Raw genomic sequence first — 15,706 nt, forward strand, 5'->3', positions numbered from 1 at the left:
TTTATCGTCTATCCGCCTCCCGGAAAGTTTCAAAGGATAGGCATCACAGTGTGGAGGGAAACTATGAGGAAACTACTTCTGGCCGGCATGGCCGTTGCGATGATGGCAACGCCGGCATTCGCGCAGACCTACAAGTTCGCGGTCGTGCCCAAGGCGATGAACAATCCGTTCTTCGACGTGGCGCGCGACGGCTGCCTCAAGCGCGCCAAGGAGCTCGGCAACGTCGAATGTATCTACAAGGGGCCGATCGAGCACGAGCCGGCGACACAGGCGCAGATCATCCAGGACTTCATCACGCAGAAGGTGGATGGGCTTGCGATCTCGGTCGCCGACGTTGCGGCGATGACCAAGTCGATCGACGCGGCCGCCGCGGCCGGTATCCCCGTCATCACGTTTGACGCGGATGCGCCGGGCTCCAAGCGCCTCGCCTATATCGGCACCAATAACAAGGACTTCGGTCTCGCGCTGGGCAAGCAGCTGCTCCAGCTCCGGCCCGAGGGCGGCAAATATGCCATGGTCTCCGGTGGTCCGGGCGCCAAGAACCTTGCCGAGCGCGTCGACGGCGTGCGCGAAGCGCTCAAGGGTTCGAAATGGGTCGAGGTCTCTGGTTCGCCGACCTTCTGCAACGACGATTCCGCGCTTGCGGTTCAGCAGATGGCCGACCTGCGTACCGCGACGCCGGATCTCGCGGCAATCGTGCCGGTCGGCGGCTGGCCGATGTTCGCGCCCGAGGGCTACAAGGCCTTCGTCAACAAGAACAAGAAGGACATCGATGCCGGCAAGTTCACCCTTGTCGTCGCCGATACGCTGAAGATGCAGCTCGAACTGCTGCGCGACGGCTATTCCAACGCGTTGACCGGGCAGCGCCCGTTCGAGATGGGCGAGAAGTCGATGGACACTCTGCTGGCGATCAAGAAGGGCCAGAAGGTGCCGGAGATCATCTATACCGGCCTCGATCTCGTGACCAAGGACAACGTTGCGAAGATGCTGAAGTAGGAGCGGCCCCAGCCCCTCGCTGAGAGCCTCTCCCGCTTGCGGCTTCCGCAAGCGGGAGAGATCAATCGGAAGTTTGAACGAATGGGAATGAAACGATCGCGGCTAGGCTCCGTCGACGTTACGTCAATCGGCCTCGGTTCCGCTCCGCTCGGCGGATTGTTTACGCCGGTCAGCGCGGCCGATGCGGAGGCGACGCTGGAGCGTGCCTGGTCGCTGGGGGCGGAGCGTGAGCCATGATCATCGACGCCCACCAGCACTTCTGGGACCCGACGCACGCCGACTATCCCTGGATGGACGCGCCGGAACTCGCGCCGATCCGCCGCGCCTTCGCTCCCGCCGATCTCGGCCCGTTGTTGAAAGCAAACGGCATCGACGCGAGCATCCTGGTGCAGTGCCGCTCCGCGCTCGCTGAGACCGAGCAATTCCTGCGCATTGCGCGCGACACGCCTTTCGTCGCTGGTGTCGTCGGCTGGGTCGACCTGACTGATGGTTGGGTTGGCGAAACGCTCGATCGTCTGCGCGTCATGCGGGGCGGGGACAAGCTGGTCGGCATCCGCCACCAGGTGCACGACGAGCCAGACCCGGATTGGCTGTTGCGCGAGGACGTTCGGCGCGGACTGACCGCGGTGTTCGCCCATGATCTCGCCTACGATTTCCTGGTCCGGACCCGCGAACTGCCGGCCGCGATCGCGACCGCGCAGGCGTTTCCGCACGCGCGCTTCGTGCTCGATCACGCCGCCAAGCCGCCGATCGCCGATGGCTGGCGCCCGGAATGGGCGGATCACATCGCAGCACTTGCTGCCTGCGGCAACGTCTGGTGCAAGATCTCGGGGCTGGCCACGGAAGCGGCCTGGAACGATTGGGATGCCGAGCGGCTGTTTCGGTTCGTCGAGCACGCCGCGAAATATTTTGGCGAGGATCGCCTGATCTTCGGCTCCGATTGGCCGGTGTGCTTGCTGGCGGGGAGCTATGGCGAGATCAAGAGCGCGCTGGAGACGTGCCTGGCGAAGCTCGGGCCGCAGGCGCGGGACAAGGCGTTCGGGGTGAATGCGAAGGCGGCGTATCGGTTGGCGATCGTGTAGGCCATGTGCTCGGTTTCCCTTCTCCCCTTGTGGGAGAAGGTGGCGCGAAGCGCCGGATGAGGGGTCTCTCTCCGCAAGCCTCACTCGCATGATCATGCGCGGCGAGAACCCCTCACCCAAGTGAGCCTGTGTCTCCCAGCAGAACCGCCCTCTCCCACAAGGAGGGCTTTGCACAATCGGCTGCACGTGATTCTTTGAATCATGGCTGATTCTAGCGAGGTGAGCCAAGCATGGTCGAGCGCAATGTCGGTCAAATGAGCTTGGCGGATGTCCTGGTTCGGGCACGCCGAGGCAGCATCCTGGATGAGGTGGAGGCTGTTGTGGATTGGGCGCCGCTGCGCTCGCTTCTTGGCAAGCGGGGTGGCGATGGTGCCGGTAACAGCAGCTATCCAGCGGAAGTCATGCTTCGCTGCTTGCTCGCCGGGATCTGGCACAATCTGTCCGATCCGGCGCTGGAAGCCGCCATTGCGGACCGGCTGTCGTTTCGTCGCTTTGTTGGTCTGAGCCTGCACGATCAGACCCCGGATCACACGACATTGTGGCGGTTTCGGCAGGAACTCGCCAAGGACGGTCTGATCGAGAAGGTGTTCGCGGAGATCAATCGGCAGTTGGAGGCCAAGAAGCTGATCCTCAAGCAGGGGACGCTGGTCGACGCCTCGTTGATCCCGGCCCGAGCCACTCCGCCCCGCAAGGCACGCAAGGATGGCGAGGATACGCCATCTGCGGATCGCGATGCACGCTGGGGCCGGAAAGGCAAAAAGAGCGTGTTCGGCTACAAGATCCACACGGGTGTGGATGCCGGTCACACCATCATTCGTCGTGTCCACATGACGGATGCCTCGATCACTGATACAGAACCGGCGGATCGTCTGTTCTGTGGTGATGAGGAAGCGGTCTATGGCGATCAGGCCTATTACACGCATGCCCGGCACGCGCGCCTGACCGAAGCCGGTATCAAGGATCGCCTGATGCGTCGTCCGAACAAGCATCATCCCGAACTGCCGCCACGACAGAAGCTGCGCAACAAGCTGATCGCGAAGATACGCTCAGCCGTGGAGCGACCGTACGCCGTGTTCAAGGAGCATTATGGTCTGCGGCGGATGCGCTTCTTCAACTTCGCGCGCAACCAGACGCACATCGTGCTGGCCTGTTGCGCCTACAATCTGCGTCGCGCGGCCGGCGCCTTGGCCGCGCAACGCCCAGAGTCCGTCTCCGTTTGAAAAAACGGAGGACAACAGGGGTGAAATGAGCAAAATGCCGCTCACTGCAGCGGGCTGACAGCAAAAAAGCCCGCGACGCACCTCAAGCGCCCGCTCGCCCCTCTGTGCAAAGCCCTCACAAGGGGAGAGGGCGCAGCAACGCGCATCGCTTTCCTCACGCGCCGGCGGGCACCTGGTCCAGGAATCCCGTGATGCTCTTGATCCGGCCGTCCTTCAGCACGGCAAAATCGGTGCCCTTGATCGGGCTGTCCACATCATCAGGGCCGAGGCCCCAGGAAAAGCGCACGTGAAAGCGCGCGTGAACGCCGTAGCCGCTCGGCTCGCCGATCAGCTTGAACTTGAAGTCGGGAAAGCGCTGTTGCACGCCGGCGATCAGCGCGTCGACGCCGTCATGGCCGTCGCCCTTCATCAGGGGATCGACATAGCTCGCGTCCGCGGTCCAGTTCTCACTGAGCAGTTCGCGCCGGCGATTGTGTGCGCGCTCGTTCCAGACATCGATGTAGCGGCGGGCGACGGTGATGGGGTCGATCATGGTCTTCTCCTTCGATGGCGCCGTGTTCGGCTGACCGTCACTATCGAAGGTTCACGCGCGCTGATCGATTACCTCGCAGGTCATCAGCGCGCGTGAATTTTTACTTCGCCGCGGTCACCATGATCTCGACGGTGTATTGCGGCGCCGCCAGCTTGGCTTCGACGGTGGCGCGCGCCGGGGTGTTGCCGGGGGAGACCCAGCCGTCCCACACCGCGTTCATTTCCTGGAACGTCTTCATGTCGGTGATGTAGATCGTGGCCGATAGCAGCTTCGACTTGTCGGTGCCGGCCTTGGCGAGATGGCCGTCGATGGTCGCCAGGATGTCCTGGGTCTGCTTGGTCACGCTTTCGCCGGCGGCGTTGTTGGCGACGACACCGGCGAGATAGACGGTGTTGCCGTGCACGACCACCTGGCTCATGCGCGGGCCGGTTTCAAAACGCTGAATGGTCATTGGGATCTCCTGTAAATGGCGGCCCTGTCTAGCCCAGCGCACTATGCTGTGCCACCCCAGGCACGCATGCGTTGCCGGCGAAGCATGCGCGGCCCGACGGAAACCGGCTGAAGCACATCCAGATCGTCTCGGCGCCGTCGATGTCCGCGTTCTGCGGTCCGAGAGGTGAGCCGCGGTCTTCGGGAAGCGCGCATCGGGAGAGAAGCCTGGCATGCGGTGGCCGCCCTGGTTGAGGCGATCGAGCACGACGTCGTCTCCGCGTGACTGTGGACTGGTCTGCGGGCCCCCTGTCGGCATGTCGGTCACCGCAGCGCCGCCGGTCTCGCAGCCGTTGAGCTTGCGCCAGAAGGCCAGCGTCTCCTCCGTCGATCAGAAACCGTCCGCGGCAAAATAGCTCGATCCGCGCCTCGTGGGGGACCAGCGGGTCGGCCGTGCCGTTGATGATCAGCATCGGCCGCGGCCGTGGCAAGTAACCGTGGCCTCTTCGATGAGATTCACGCTCGCACCTGCCGCAAACAGATCGGCGGGGGGCGCGAACGAGCGTCATTGCCATGGCGCCGCCATTGGAGGTGCCGGCGACATAGATGCGCTTTGGGTCGGCTGTACCGTTCGCGACCAGTCTCTCGACCAGCTTGGCGATGAAGGCGACGTCGTCTGTGCCTTTGGGTGGGCCGCGGGTTCGGCCTAGGTCCTCGCATCGGCCCAGGCATGGTTGAGCCCGTCAGGAAAGACGACGGCGAAGCCTTCGCGCTTTGCAACCTGCGGCCAGGCTGTCCGCGCGATCATGTCGGCGCCATCCTGGGTGTTGCCATGCAGCACGACCATAAGCGGCGCCGGCTTTTTCGCCGGCAACTGCGCGGTGTAGGAGCGCTTTGTGCCATCAACGTCGATCGTATCGGCCGCTGCGGGATGGGCGAACCAGATCGCCGCCATGGACAGCAGAACGGGCAGCCAGTCTGGTCGCGTGGTCAAGGCCATGATGCACGTCCACTACGGTCGTCACCGCTTCAAAGCGGCATTATCGCCGGCGCGGGAGCCTTGCACAAAAAAGATGCAGGGCTAAGGAGACGAGAGCCGTGAGCGTCATTGAGTTCCAGCAAAGACAGGTGTTCAGTCTTTCGACAATTATTGGTTGAAAATGAATTTTCGCAACGGGGCCTGCTGTGCTTCAGTTGGAACAATTTCTCAATTTGCCGGACCTATTTGTTTTCATTGAAGAAAAAATTGGTATCGGGATCTGGCGCATTGATGCTGCGGGCCAGATGCAATGGTCGCGCGGGGTGTTCAGCCTGTTGGGGCTGGATCCGCGCAGAACCACTCCGTCTTTTGCGGCGTACGAGAGACGAATTCATCCGGAGGATCGCCGGTCGCCAGGTGCTCCGGGGGAATTCCTGTTCGATCGATCCTTGTTTGATGGCGAATTTCGCATCATCCGGCCCGGCGGGTCCCTGCGCTGGATTCGTGTCGAGTCCGAGGTGCTGCTGGATAGTGCCGGCGAGCCGGACTGTGTCCTCGGAGTCGCAATCGACATCACCGAGCAGCACAGGCTGCTGCAACCCTTCAAGGAGGATGCAGGGCGCTACGCGGCTCTCAGCCAGGTCGTGGATGGCTTGTTGTGGATTGGCAATTCCGACGGCAGGATCACGGCTCTGGTGAATGGGCCGAAGATATCGGAAGCCGACAAGTTCCTTGGCAGGGGCTGGGTTGATCTGGTCCACGAAGAGGAGCGCGAAGCAGCCCTGAAGAGTTGGGCGACTGCAGCCGAAACGGGACGGCCCTACAACGTAGAACACCGGTTGCGGCAGCCCGATGGATCCTATCGGTTGCACCGCTGCAAGGCCGTGCCGGTCGTGCATTCGGATGGCAGCATTCGGGAGTGGCTGGGGACTTCCACGGATATGCAACAGCCTCAACTCTCAATTCAGCACGGGGCGACATCGAGGCTGACCGGAGCACAATTGCGGGCGGCCCGTGGCATGCTGAACTGGTCGGTGAAGCAGTTGGCGGCGCGAACCGGGATCTCTGCCGCCGTTATCCGCGGGCTGGAGGAGCGGCATGGCTTTTTGCGACTGCCCGAGGAGACGCTCAGCACACTTCGCGACACCCTCTCGGGCGCAGGCATCGAGTTCATCTTTCCGGCGGTTGGTCAGCCTGGCGTTCGGCCGCGATAAGCGCGGAAAATTTTCGCAACCGCCTTCGTATTTTTCGTGGTCTCGATACGAACTTTAGTTCGCTCGACCGCAATTCTTGGATGGCGGCCCGCCGGGCTTCTCGATAAACCGCAGAAACTCTCCTCGCTCTCGCGAGTCTCGAGGCGCTTGCGGCAGCAAACCCAAATTTTGCGCGTCCTTCGGGCGCTGCCGGCAAATTTTTCTTAATCCCGCAGCAAGCATTTTTTTCCACCATCCGGATGCACGCAAAGGTGGGGATCTTGCGGTTATTTGACCGACGGTAGCATCGGGGTGATTGAGAGGCGCCGCGGCCGAGCGGGCTGGATAAGCCTCGAAACCGAGGTGACGCCATTCGGTCGCCGTGGTGCGCGCCAGCACCGTCGCAATCAACTCGCCGCACCGCGTCTGATGATCGCGACTGAAACATCATCTTCCGCGGCCTGACCGGCACGTGTCGTTCCTGGGACGTATCGCCAGGGGATATTGAGATACTGCGGAGACATTGCCTATGTCTATTTTTCAACTTCGGATTCGCGGCAAATTGATCGCCGGATTTGCGGCAGTATGCGCGATCATCGCGCTTTCGGTCGGCTACACCGTGTTTGCGGTCGGCGGAATCGCCGGCACCGTCGATCGCATGGTGAACCTCCGCGTGCCCGTCGCGCTCGCGAGCACCGAACTCGTCGGCAATCTCTATTCCACGCTGGCAACCTTGCGGGGCTATCTGCTGACGGGAAACCCTCAGGGCAAGCTTGATCGTGCGGCGATGTGGAAAGAGATGGATGCGACCGTCGCTGCGTTCGACGACAAGGCCAATCAATTCACCAATCCCGAGAACAAGCAGAAATGGGAGGAGGCCAAGACGCGGCTCGCGGAGTTTCGCGTGGCGCAGGACAAGGCCGAAGCCATCGCCTTTACCCCTGATGCCTATCCGGCGACCAAGCTGCTGACGACCGAAGCGGGCCCGCGCGCCGAAACGATCTTTCAGGAGATCACCAAGATGATCAATGAGGAGGAAGGTCTGGAGGCAACGGTGGAACGAAAGAAACTGCTCAAGGCCATGGCGGATACGCGAGGCAATTTTGCTTCCGCCACGGCCCAGCTCCGCATGTACCTGCTTTCAGGCGAGCAGGCCGACAAGGAGAAATTCTTCAAGCCGTGGGAGTCCTTTGAGAAAGGTTATGCCGCGGTCCATTCGCGCAAGGACCAGCTTACCGCCGCACAGCAGGCCGCCTTCGACAAGATCACCAAGGGCAAGACCGAGTTTGCGCCGTTGTTCGAGAAGATCTTCGCTGTTCGGGAGTCTCCGGGCTGGAATGCGCCGGTCTACCTGCTCGTGACCGAGGCCGCGCCCCGTGCAGTCAAGCTACTTGCCCTGCTCGACGGCCCGAAGGGCGGCGACGGGACGCGTTCGGACGGAATCAAGACCAACCAGAAAAAGATGCTGGTCCAGGAAGCCGGCGACGTGCAGTCGGGTATTTCGCTCCTGAAGCTGGTGTTGTGGGTCCTGCTTGCGGTCGGGCTTGCCCTCGGCGGAGCCATTGCACTGTTCACGTCGCGCTCGATCGCCGGCCCGGTTCGGGACATGACCTCGGCCATGGGCAAGCTCGCTGCTGCCGACATGGCCGTCGCGATCCCGGGCTTCGGCCGCGCCGACGAGATCGGCGAGATGGCCGGCGCCGTCCAGGTCTTCAAGGACAACATGATCGAAGCCGATCGCCTGCGCGCCGAACAGGCGCTGGCGGAATCGCGCGCGGCTGCCCAGCGCAAGGCGGACATGCACGAGCTTGCCGGCCAATTCGAGAATGCGGTCGGGGACATCGTCAAGACACTCTCGTCGTCCTCGACCGAGCTTGAAGCCTCGGCCAGGACCCTGAGCAAGACGGCCGAGACGACGCAGCAGCTGTCCGGCATAGTCTCTGCCGCCTCAGAGGAGGCCTCGACCAACGTCCAATCGGTTGCCTCCGCCACCGAAGAGATGAGTTCGTCGGTCACCGAGATCAGTCGCCAGGTCCAGGATGCAGCCAGAATTGCCGGGGTGGCTGTCGATCAGGCGCAGCGGACGAATGATCAAGTCAACAAGCTGTCGCAGGCCGCAGCCCGCATCGGCGACGTGGTCGAGCTCATCAACACGATTGCTGGGCAGACCAATCTGTTGGCCCTCAATGCGACGATCGAAGCGGCGCGTGCAGGCGAGGCGGGACGCGGCTTTGCCGTGGTTGCCTCGGAGGTCAAGGCGCTTGCGGAGCAAACGGCGAAGGCGACCGGAGAGATAGGCCATCAGATTGCCGACATCCAGGCCGCGACGGAGGACTCGGTGGTTGTCATCAAGGAGATCAGCGGAACGATCGGCCGGATTTCCGAGATCTCCTCGGCGATCGCCTCCGCGGTCGAAGAGCAAGGCGCTGCCACGCAGGAGATTGCCCGCAACATCCAGCAGGCGGCGCAAGGTGCGGACCAGGTGGCTGCCAACATCACCGAGGTGAAGCACGGTGCGGCAGAAACCGGCTCGGCTTCCACTCAGGTACTTTCCTCTGCGCAGATGCTGTCCCAAGACAGCGCGCGGCTGAAAGCGGAGGTCGATCGGTTTCTCACGACGGTGCGCGCGGCCTGACACGTGAACGCGGCCAGCAACGCGCCATTGGGGCAAGCGGGAAGCAATGAACGGCCAGATTGTGGACGTATCGTTCGAGCCGGAAGCGGCAACGTCGTCAGCTTACCGCACGGCGAGCCGCCAAGGCAGCTCGCCGGCGCCCCGAAGCGATTTCGATCATGCGCTATCCCACCGCCTTCGCCGCGGCGCGGCCCGCATTGCGGCCCGAGAACAGGCAGCCGCCGAGGAACGTGCCCTCCAGCGAGCGATAGCCATGCATGCCGCCGCCGCCGAAGCCCGAGGCTTCGCCGACCGCGTAGAGTCCGGGGATGATCCGGCCGTCCTCGCCGAACACCCGCGAGTCGAGATCGGTCTCGAAGCCGCCCAGCGTCTTGCGGGTGAGGATATTGAGCTTGACCGCGATCAGCGGGCCCTGCGCGGGATCGAGAATGCGGTGCGGCGGCGCCGTGCGGATCAGCCTGTCGCCGATGTAGCGGCGCGCATTGTGGATGTTCATCACCTGCGCGTCCTTGACGTAAGGGTTGGCGATCTCGCGGTCGCGCGCCTCGATCTGCATCTTGACGTGCTCGAGCTTGAGCAAGTCGTTGCCGGCGAGCTTGTTCATCTCCGCGACGAGATCCTCGATCCTGTCGCGCACGATGAAGTCGACGCCATGACGCTTGAACGCCTCGACCGGCGCCGGCGCGCCCTTGTTGGTGGCGCGGCGCAAGGTCATGCGCCAGCTCTTGCCCGTGAGATCGGGATTCTGCTCCGATCCCGACAACGCGAATTCTTTCTTGATGATGCTCTGCGTCAGGATGAACCAGGAATAATCATAGCCGGTCGACATGATGTATTGCAGCTGGCCGAGTGTGTCGGAGCCGGGAAACAGCGGCGCCGGCAGCCGCGTGCCGGTGGCGTCGAACCACATCGAGGACGGCCCGGGCAGGATGCGGATGCCGTGGCGCGGCCAGATCGGCGACCAGTTCTGGATGCCCTCGACGTAATGCCACATGCGGTCGCGGTTGATCAGCCGCGCGCCGGCCTTTTCAGTGATGCCGATCATGTGGCCGTCGACGTGCTCGGGCACGCCGGAGATCATGAATTTCGGCGGCTCGCCCAGCCGCTTCGGCCAGTTCGCCCGCACCAGCTCATGGTTGCCGCCGATGCCGCCGGAGGCGACGATCACGGCCTGCGCCTTCAGCGCAAACGCGCCGACCACATTGCGCGCCGAACTCTTGCCGCGCTCTGAATCGTCGGTCGCGAGAACGGCGCCGCTGACGCCATCCACCGTGCCGTTGGTGATCGAGAGCGCATCGACGCGATGGCGGAACTTGAACGTCAGCCGGCCGCTCCTGGCGGCTTCGCGCGCCCGGCGCTCGAACGGCTCGACGATACCCGGCCCGGTGCCCCAGGTGACGTGAAAGCGCGGCACCGAATTGCCGTGGCCCATCGCATCATAGCCGCCGCGCTCGGCCCAACCGACCACGGGAAAGCTGCGATGGCCCATCGTGCGCAGCCAGTCGCGCTTTTCGCCCGCCGCGAACGCCACATAGGCCTCCGCCCATTTGCGTGGCCAGAGATCCTCGTCGCGGTCGAACCCGGCGGTGCCGAGCCAGTCCTGCATCGCAAGCTCGTAGGAGTCCTTGATGCCGAGCCGGCGTTGTTCCGGCGAATTGACCAGGAACAATCCGCCGAACGACCAGAACGCCTGGCCGCCGAGCGACTGCTCGCCCTCCTGATCGACCACGATGACGCGCTTGCCCGCGTCGGCGAGCTCGGTCGCGGCCACCAGTCCCGATAATCCCGCGCCGACGATGACGACGTCCGCCTGCTCGCTCATGAGTTCCCCCTGTAGTTATCCGGATTGAAGCCGGCGGTTGCAGCTGAGATCAAGGGCTTGTCGCGTAAGACATCGTTAACTTGTTCCAGTTTGGGACCGGGCTTGGGGGCGAATACCTGCCAAGTGCAGCGCCGACGCAACACTGGATTTGAATTTGTTTTGAACGAGCCAGCGTGCCTAGACAAAACCGCAGAGTCGACAGACGCTGTGCCTGCATCACCACCTGACACACAGATCCGAATTCGACTGGGGCGGGGGATAATGAAGTTTCTGACGGGGTTGCTCGCGACAGTTCTGCTGATCGCGTGTATGGGGGGCTTCCCACGCAGTGGTTCGGATCGCGGATGACCGCGGCGGCCGGATCGGAACCTACGTCGACAAATATCAGGACCTGCGCCAGTCCGGCGATACCGTCATCATCGACGGTCTTTGCGCCTCGGCCTGCACCATCGTCCTCGGCGCCATTCCCCGCGACCGGATCTGCGTCACCTCGCATGCGACGCTTGGCTTCCACGCCGCCTGGGATTTCGGCAGCAACGGCCGCGCCGTGACCAATGCCGAAGCGACCCAGATGCTCTATGCGATGTATCCCTCGCAGGTGAAGCGCTGGATCAGCCAGCGCGGCGGCCTCACCCCGCACATGCTGTTCCTGCGGGGTAGGCAGCTCCAGTCCATGTACAAGCCCTGCTACCTCGACGCACAGGCCGCGGCCAGCAGGCCTTTGCGCGGATCTCCTCCGCCAGCGGAAGGTCTGGAGTCCGCCCGGGGGCAGTTGCTGCACTGATCAGCGCGACGTGATGGTTGACCCGCCTGCGGCGCTTGTCCGCTGGCGGGCCAACGCCTATTTGAGGGGCAGGAACCCGGCGCTTCCGGCCGATCATTGTCCCGATCATCTTGATGGCTCAACCACTGCACCCTGCGCATCCGTTACAGGACAATCCGTCCACTGCCGGCCGGACGGCGTCCGTGCTGCTGTTCGCCGGTGCAGGCGTCGGCGGGCTGATCGTGCTTGGAGCGCTGGCGCTCTGGTTCCACTACGGCAGTCAGGTGTTCTTCGAAATGATCAGGACCGGCTTTGCCGCCTGCTTCTGACCCGCGACAGGAAATTTTCCGCTCATGAGCTCCACCGCCCGTCCGTTGGTGATCGCGACCGCCTTCGCCGCAAGCCTCGTCGTCGGTCTGCTCGTGCTGTTCTGGGCAATGGGCGGGGTCAGCAAGGTGGCCCAGCCCGCCGCGATCGGCGGCCCGTTCCAGCTCACCGACCAGAATGGCAAGGCCGTCACCGACGCGAGCCTGAAGGGCAAGCCGACGCTGATCTTCTTTGGCTACACCCACTGCCCCGACGTTTGCCCGACCTCGCTATTCGAACTCTCGGAAGTGCTGCGCGCGATGGGCAAGGATGCCGACAAGGTCAACGCCGTCTTCATCTCGGTCGATCCCGAGCGCGATACGCCAGCGACGATGAAGGATTATCTCTCGAGCTTCGATCCGCATCTCGAGGGCCTGAGCGGCGATCCCGCCGAGACCGCCAAGGTGATCACGTCCTACCGGGTCTACGCCAAGAAGGTCCCGACCAAGGACGGCGACTACACCATGGACCACACCGCGCTGATCTATCTAATGGACCGCGACGGCCACTTCGTCTCGCCCTTCAATCTGAAGCGGAGCCCCGAAGAGGCGGCGACCGAGCTGAAGCGGTATTTGTAAGTTCGGCGGACTGATCGCGCGGCGTACTCGGTAACCTCTCCCGCTTGCGGGAGAGGTCGGCGCCTCCGGGCGATGCGAAGTATCGTCCCGCGCGCCGGGTGAGGGTTCTCTCCTCTGGGGGATTATCCCTCTGTGGCAAGACCCCTCTCCCCGACCCTCCCCCGCAAGCGGGGGAGGGAGCGCACCCCGGCCGCAATCCCCGTTCGCGTTCCCGGCGGGATGGTCTATAAGGCCCTCCGATCTCAATGAAATTCGTTCATTTCCCGCCGATGGCCGCATCGCGACAGCTAAAATCGCCCAAAATCATGCACCGCGTCCTGCTCGGGCTGGCGGCCGGTGCTTGCCTGCTGGCGGGATTGCCCGGTGCGAAGGCCCAGGCGCCGGCCAAGCAGCCCCCGGCGGTGCCGCAAGCCGCGCCTCAGCCGCGCCCGCAAGCCGCCCCGCAGGCGGTGCCCGGTTTTGGGACCCGCGGCGACGTCCGGAGCGGCCGGACCTGTCGCGCCTGACCGTGATCCGCTTCCTGACCGAGACCGACTATCCGCCGTTCAACTACACCGGCGCAGACGGCAACCCGGCCGGCTTCAACGTCGATTTCGCCCGCGCGCTGTGCGAGGAGATCAAGGTCACCTGCACCGTGCAGATGCGCCGGTTCGAGACGCTGGTCGATGCGCTCACCTCCAACCGGGGCGATGCCGTGATCGCCTCGATGGCGGTGAGCCCGCAGCTCCGCGCCCGCGTCGACTTCACCGACCCCTATTACCGTGTGCCGGCGCGCTTTGCCTCGCGCAAGGACGCGGTGATGCCGGAGATCCGGCCCGAATATCTCGAGGGCAAGAAGGTCGGCGTCATCGCGGGCTCCGCGCACGAAGCCTACCTCAAGGCGATGTTCACCGACGCCGAGCTGCACCCCTATCCCAATGACGAGGCCATGCGCGCAGCCTTGCGCAAGGGCGAGGTCGATTTCATCTTCGGCGACGCCATCTCGCTGGCGTTCTGGATCAACGGCACCGATTCCGGCGATTGCTGCGCCTTCTCCGGCGGCCCCTTCGTCGAGAGCCGCTTCTTCGGCGAGGGCATCGGCATCGCCGTCCGCAAAGGCAACGACGTGCTGCGCCAGGCGCTGAACTGGGCGATGTTCCGCGTCTGGGAAAAAGGCCGCTACACAGATTTGTGGCTGCGGTATTTTTCGGTGAGCCCGTTTTAGCCATCGATTGTCATTCCGGGGCGTGCGAAGCGCGAGCCCGGAATCTCGAGATTCCGGTTCGATGCTGGCGCATCGCCCCGGAATGACGATCAAGTCCATTTTTGCATTCTGCCGGGAAATCGCTATTTTCCGCGGCCCGGAGGCCCCTTGATGTCCGTTATCGATCCCCACATGAGTCCCAGCGATCTGCGCGCGCTCGCCGAACAATCCAACGCCTGGCCGTTCGAGCAGGCGAAGGCGATTGTCGCGCGGCTGAAGAAATCGCCAAAGGACGAGGTGCTGTTCGAGACCGGCTACGGTCCGTCCGGCCTGCCGCATATCGGCACGTTCGGCGAGGTCGCGCGCACCTCGATGGTGCGTCACGCCTTCCGCGTGCTCACCGAGGACAAGATCAAGACGCGCCTGCTCGCCTTTTCCGACGACATGGACGGCTTCCGCAAGGTGCCGGACAACGTGCCGAACAAGGATCTGCTGGCGCAGTATCTGGGACGTCCGCTCACCGCCGTGCCCGACCCGTTCTCGAACGAATATCCGTCGTTCGGCGCGGCCAACAACGCCCGCCTGCGCGCCTTCCTCGATCATTTCGGCTTCGACTACGAGTTCGCGAGCTCGACCGATTACTACAAATCAGGCCGTTTCGACGCGACGCTGTTGAAAATGCTCGCCGCCTACGATCAGGTGATGGCGATCATCCTGCCGACGCTCGGGCCGGACCGCCGCGCCACCTATTCGCCGTTCCTCCCCATCAGCAAGACCACCGGTGTCGTGCTCCAGGTACCGATGATCCGCCGCGACGTCGCCGCCGGCACGATCACCTATGTCGATCCCGATACCAACCAGGAGGTCGAAACGCCCGTCACCGGCGGCAACGTCAAGTGCCAGTGGAAGGCCGATTGGGCGATGCGCTGGGTTGCGCTCGGCGTCGACTACGAGATGGCCGGCAAGGACCTGATCGACTCCGTGAAGCTGTCCGGCGCCATCGCCAGAGCACTCGGCGCGACGCCGCCCGAAGGCTTCAACTACGAGCTCTTCCTCGACGAGAAGGGCCAGAAGATCTCGAAGTCGAAGGGCAACGGGCTCACCATCGACGAATGGCTGCGCTACGCCTCGCCGGAATCGCTGTCGCTGTTCATGTATCGCGAGCCGAAGGCGGCGAAGCGGCTGTATTTCGACGTCATCCCGCGCAATGTCGACGACTACCAGCAGTTCATCGACGGCTTTGCCAGGCAGGACGCCAGGCAGCAGCTCGGCAATCCCGTCTGGCACGTCCACAGCGGCCATCCGCCGAAGGGCGACATGCCGGTCACGTTCCAGCTGCTGCTGACGCTGGTGTCGTCGTCGAATGCGGAGAATGCCGAAACGCTGTGGGGCTTCATCGGCCGCTACCGCCCCGGCGTGTCGCCGCAGACGCACCCGAAGCTCGACGCGATGGTCGGCTACGCCATAAATTATTATCGCGACTTCGTGGCGCCGACCAAGCAGTTCCGCGAACCGACCGATACCGAGCGCGCCGCCTTGCAGGATCTGCGCGATGCGCTGTCGCAGCTGCCGCAGGACGCCTCGGCCGAGGAGATCCAGAACGTGGTCTACGAGATCGGCCGCCGCGAGCCTTTTCTCGACCAGGTCAAGAAGGGCAAGGACGGCCGACCCGGCGTGACGCTCGACTGGTTCAACATGCTCTACCAGGTGTTGTTGGGACAGGAGAAAGGACCGCGCTTCGGCTCGTTCGTAGCGGTGTACGGCATCCAGAACGCGATCAACATGATCGACGGCGCGCTGGCACGGAGTGCGTGAGAGGACGCGTAGCCCGGATGGAGCGTAGCGAAATCCGGGGTCTTCGCGACTTGCACCGGCCGCCCCGGATTGCGCTCCGCTCCATCCAGGCTACGGACCTCCGTTGCAGGCGC

The 15,706-nt window shown here is 63.6% G+C and carries 13 protein-coding genes and 3 pseudogenes; 11 read left to right on the forward strand and 5 right to left on the reverse strand.

What is annotated here, in order from left to right:
- Positions 1–63: 63 nt before the first annotated feature.
- The 4 genes and pseudogenes from AB8Z38_RS25850 (at position 64) to AB8Z38_RS25865 (ending at position 3,298) form a co-directional block, all read left to right on the forward strand.
- Positions 64–996, forward strand: coding sequence for a sugar-binding protein (locus tag AB8Z38_RS25850; RefSeq protein WP_369720568.1), 933 nt, complete (start codon positions 64–66; stop codon positions 994–996).
- Between the two features lie 87 nt (positions 997–1,083).
- Positions 1,084–1,215, forward strand: a pseudogene (locus AB8Z38_RS25855) (aldo/keto reductase); the annotation flags it as partial.
- Positions 1,216–1,229: 14 nt separating this feature from the next.
- Entirely contained in the window at positions 1,230–2,078 is an 849-nt protein-coding gene (locus AB8Z38_RS25860) for an amidohydrolase (protein ID WP_369720569.1), read from the forward strand.
- Between the two features lie 230 nt (positions 2,079–2,308).
- On the forward strand, positions 2,309–3,298 hold the full coding sequence (locus AB8Z38_RS25865) for an IS5 family transposase (protein ID WP_369720570.1): 990 nt from the start codon (positions 2,309–2,311) through the stop codon (positions 3,296–3,298).
- Positions 3,299–3,452: 154 nt separating this feature from the next.
- On the opposite strand, the gene AB8Z38_RS25870 is transcribed toward AB8Z38_RS25865, so the two are convergent.
- The 4 genes from AB8Z38_RS25870 to AB8Z38_RS25885 form a co-directional block, all read right to left on the reverse strand.
- Positions 3,453–3,830: a nuclear transport factor 2 family protein gene (locus tag AB8Z38_RS25870; RefSeq protein WP_369720571.1), complete on the reverse strand. Its 378-nt coding sequence runs from the start codon at positions 3,828–3,830 to the stop codon at positions 3,453–3,455.
- Positions 3,831–3,930: 100 nt separating this feature from the next.
- Positions 3,931–4,281 carry a RidA family protein gene (locus AB8Z38_RS25875; protein ID WP_369720572.1) on the reverse strand — a complete coding sequence of 117 codons (351 nt, stop codon included), beginning with the start codon at positions 4,279–4,281 and terminating at the stop codon, positions 3,931–3,933.
- Between the two features lie 28 nt (positions 4,282–4,309).
- On the reverse strand, positions 4,310–4,987 hold the full coding sequence (locus AB8Z38_RS25880; protein ID WP_369726609.1) for a PHB depolymerase family esterase: 678 nt from the start codon (positions 4,985–4,987) through the stop codon (positions 4,310–4,312).
- Complete coding sequence (locus AB8Z38_RS25885; RefSeq protein WP_369720573.1) at positions 4,966–5,259, reverse strand: PHB depolymerase family esterase; 294 nt, start codon at positions 5,257–5,259, stop codon at positions 4,966–4,968. The genes AB8Z38_RS25880 and AB8Z38_RS25885 overlap by 22 nt, the downstream gene beginning before the upstream one ends.
- Before the next feature lie 185 nt (positions 5,260–5,444).
- Between AB8Z38_RS25885 and AB8Z38_RS25890 the strand changes: the two genes are divergently transcribed.
- Together AB8Z38_RS25890 and AB8Z38_RS25895 are read left to right on the forward strand one after the other, a co-directional pair.
- Complete coding sequence (locus AB8Z38_RS25890; RefSeq protein WP_369720574.1) at positions 5,445–6,452, forward strand: PAS domain-containing protein; 1,008 nt, start codon at positions 5,445–5,447, stop codon at positions 6,450–6,452.
- 508 nt (positions 6,453–6,960) lie between these two features.
- Entirely contained in the window at positions 6,961–9,066 is a 2,106-nt protein-coding gene (locus tag AB8Z38_RS25895) for a methyl-accepting chemotaxis protein (protein WP_369720575.1), read from the forward strand.
- A gap of 163 nt (positions 9,067–9,229) precedes the next feature.
- Here AB8Z38_RS25895 and AB8Z38_RS25900 read toward each other — a convergent pair whose 3' ends face one another.
- On the reverse strand, positions 9,230–10,888 hold the full coding sequence (locus AB8Z38_RS25900) for an FAD-binding dehydrogenase (protein ID WP_369720576.1): 1,659 nt from the start codon (positions 10,886–10,888) through the stop codon (positions 9,230–9,232).
- Positions 10,889–11,149: 261 nt separating this feature from the next.
- Here AB8Z38_RS25900 and AB8Z38_RS25905 point away from each other — a divergent pair.
- The 5 genes and pseudogenes from AB8Z38_RS25905 to AB8Z38_RS25925 all read left to right on the forward strand — a co-directional run bounded on the left by AB8Z38_RS25905 (position 11,150) and on the right by AB8Z38_RS25925 (position 15,593).
- Positions 11,150–11,672 (forward strand): annotated as a pseudogene (locus tag AB8Z38_RS25905) (hypothetical protein).
- A gap of 113 nt (positions 11,673–11,785) precedes the next feature.
- Positions 11,786–11,980, forward strand: coding sequence for a hypothetical protein (locus AB8Z38_RS25910; RefSeq protein WP_369720577.1), 195 nt, complete (start codon positions 11,786–11,788; stop codon positions 11,978–11,980).
- Between the two features lie 24 nt (positions 11,981–12,004).
- Complete coding sequence (locus AB8Z38_RS25915; RefSeq protein ID WP_369720578.1) at positions 12,005–12,595, forward strand: SCO family protein; 591 nt, start codon at positions 12,005–12,007, stop codon at positions 12,593–12,595.
- 269 nt (positions 12,596–12,864) lie between these two features.
- A pseudogene (locus AB8Z38_RS25920) lies at positions 12,865–13,799 on the forward strand (transporter substrate-binding domain-containing protein).
- 150 nt (positions 13,800–13,949) lie between these two features.
- A complete protein-coding gene (locus tag AB8Z38_RS25925) occupies positions 13,950–15,593 on the forward strand; it encodes a lysine--tRNA ligase (RefSeq protein WP_369720579.1) in 1,644 nt (547 codons plus the stop codon).
- Positions 15,594–15,706: the final 113 nt, after the last annotated feature.

Source organism: Bradyrhizobium sp. LLZ17 (assembly GCF_041200145.1).
Classification (GTDB): domain Bacteria; phylum Pseudomonadota; class Alphaproteobacteria; order Rhizobiales; family Xanthobacteraceae; genus Bradyrhizobium.

What these genes read in the sequence shown, in the direction of transcription:
- AB8Z38_RS25850 (WP_369720568.1), top strand. Translation starts at nt 64, where the DNA reads ATGAGGAAACTACTTCTGGCCGGCATGGCCGTTGCGATGATGGCAACG.
- AB8Z38_RS25900 (WP_369720576.1), bottom strand. Translation starts at nt 10,888, where the DNA reads ATGAGCGAGCAGGCGGACGTCGTCATCGTCGGCGCGGGATTATCGGGA.
- AB8Z38_RS25885 (WP_369720573.1), bottom strand. Translation starts at nt 5,259, where the DNA reads ATGGCCTTGACCACGCGACCAGACTGGCTGCCCGTTCTGCTGTCCATG.
- AB8Z38_RS25895 (WP_369720575.1), top strand. Translation starts at nt 6,961, where the DNA reads ATGTCTATTTTTCAACTTCGGATTCGCGGCAAATTGATCGCCGGATTT.
- AB8Z38_RS25865 (WP_369720570.1), top strand. Translation starts at nt 2,309, where the DNA reads ATGGTCGAGCGCAATGTCGGTCAAATGAGCTTGGCGGATGTCCTGGTT.
- AB8Z38_RS25915 (WP_369720578.1), top strand. Translation starts at nt 12,005, where the DNA reads ATGAGCTCCACCGCCCGTCCGTTGGTGATCGCGACCGCCTTCGCCGCA.
- AB8Z38_RS25875 (WP_369720572.1), bottom strand. Translation starts at nt 4,281, where the DNA reads ATGACCATTCAGCGTTTTGAAACCGGCCCGCGCATGAGCCAGGTGGTC.
- AB8Z38_RS25910 (WP_369720577.1), top strand. Translation starts at nt 11,786, where the DNA reads ATGGCTCAACCACTGCACCCTGCGCATCCGTTACAGGACAATCCGTCC.
- AB8Z38_RS25870 (WP_369720571.1), bottom strand. Translation starts at nt 3,830, where the DNA reads ATGATCGACCCCATCACCGTCGCCCGCCGCTACATCGATGTCTGGAAC.
- AB8Z38_RS25925 (WP_369720579.1), top strand. Translation starts at nt 13,950, where the DNA reads ATGTCCGTTATCGATCCCCACATGAGTCCCAGCGATCTGCGCGCGCTC.
- AB8Z38_RS25860 (WP_369720569.1), top strand. Translation starts at nt 1,230, where the DNA reads ATGATCATCGACGCCCACCAGCACTTCTGGGACCCGACGCACGCCGAC.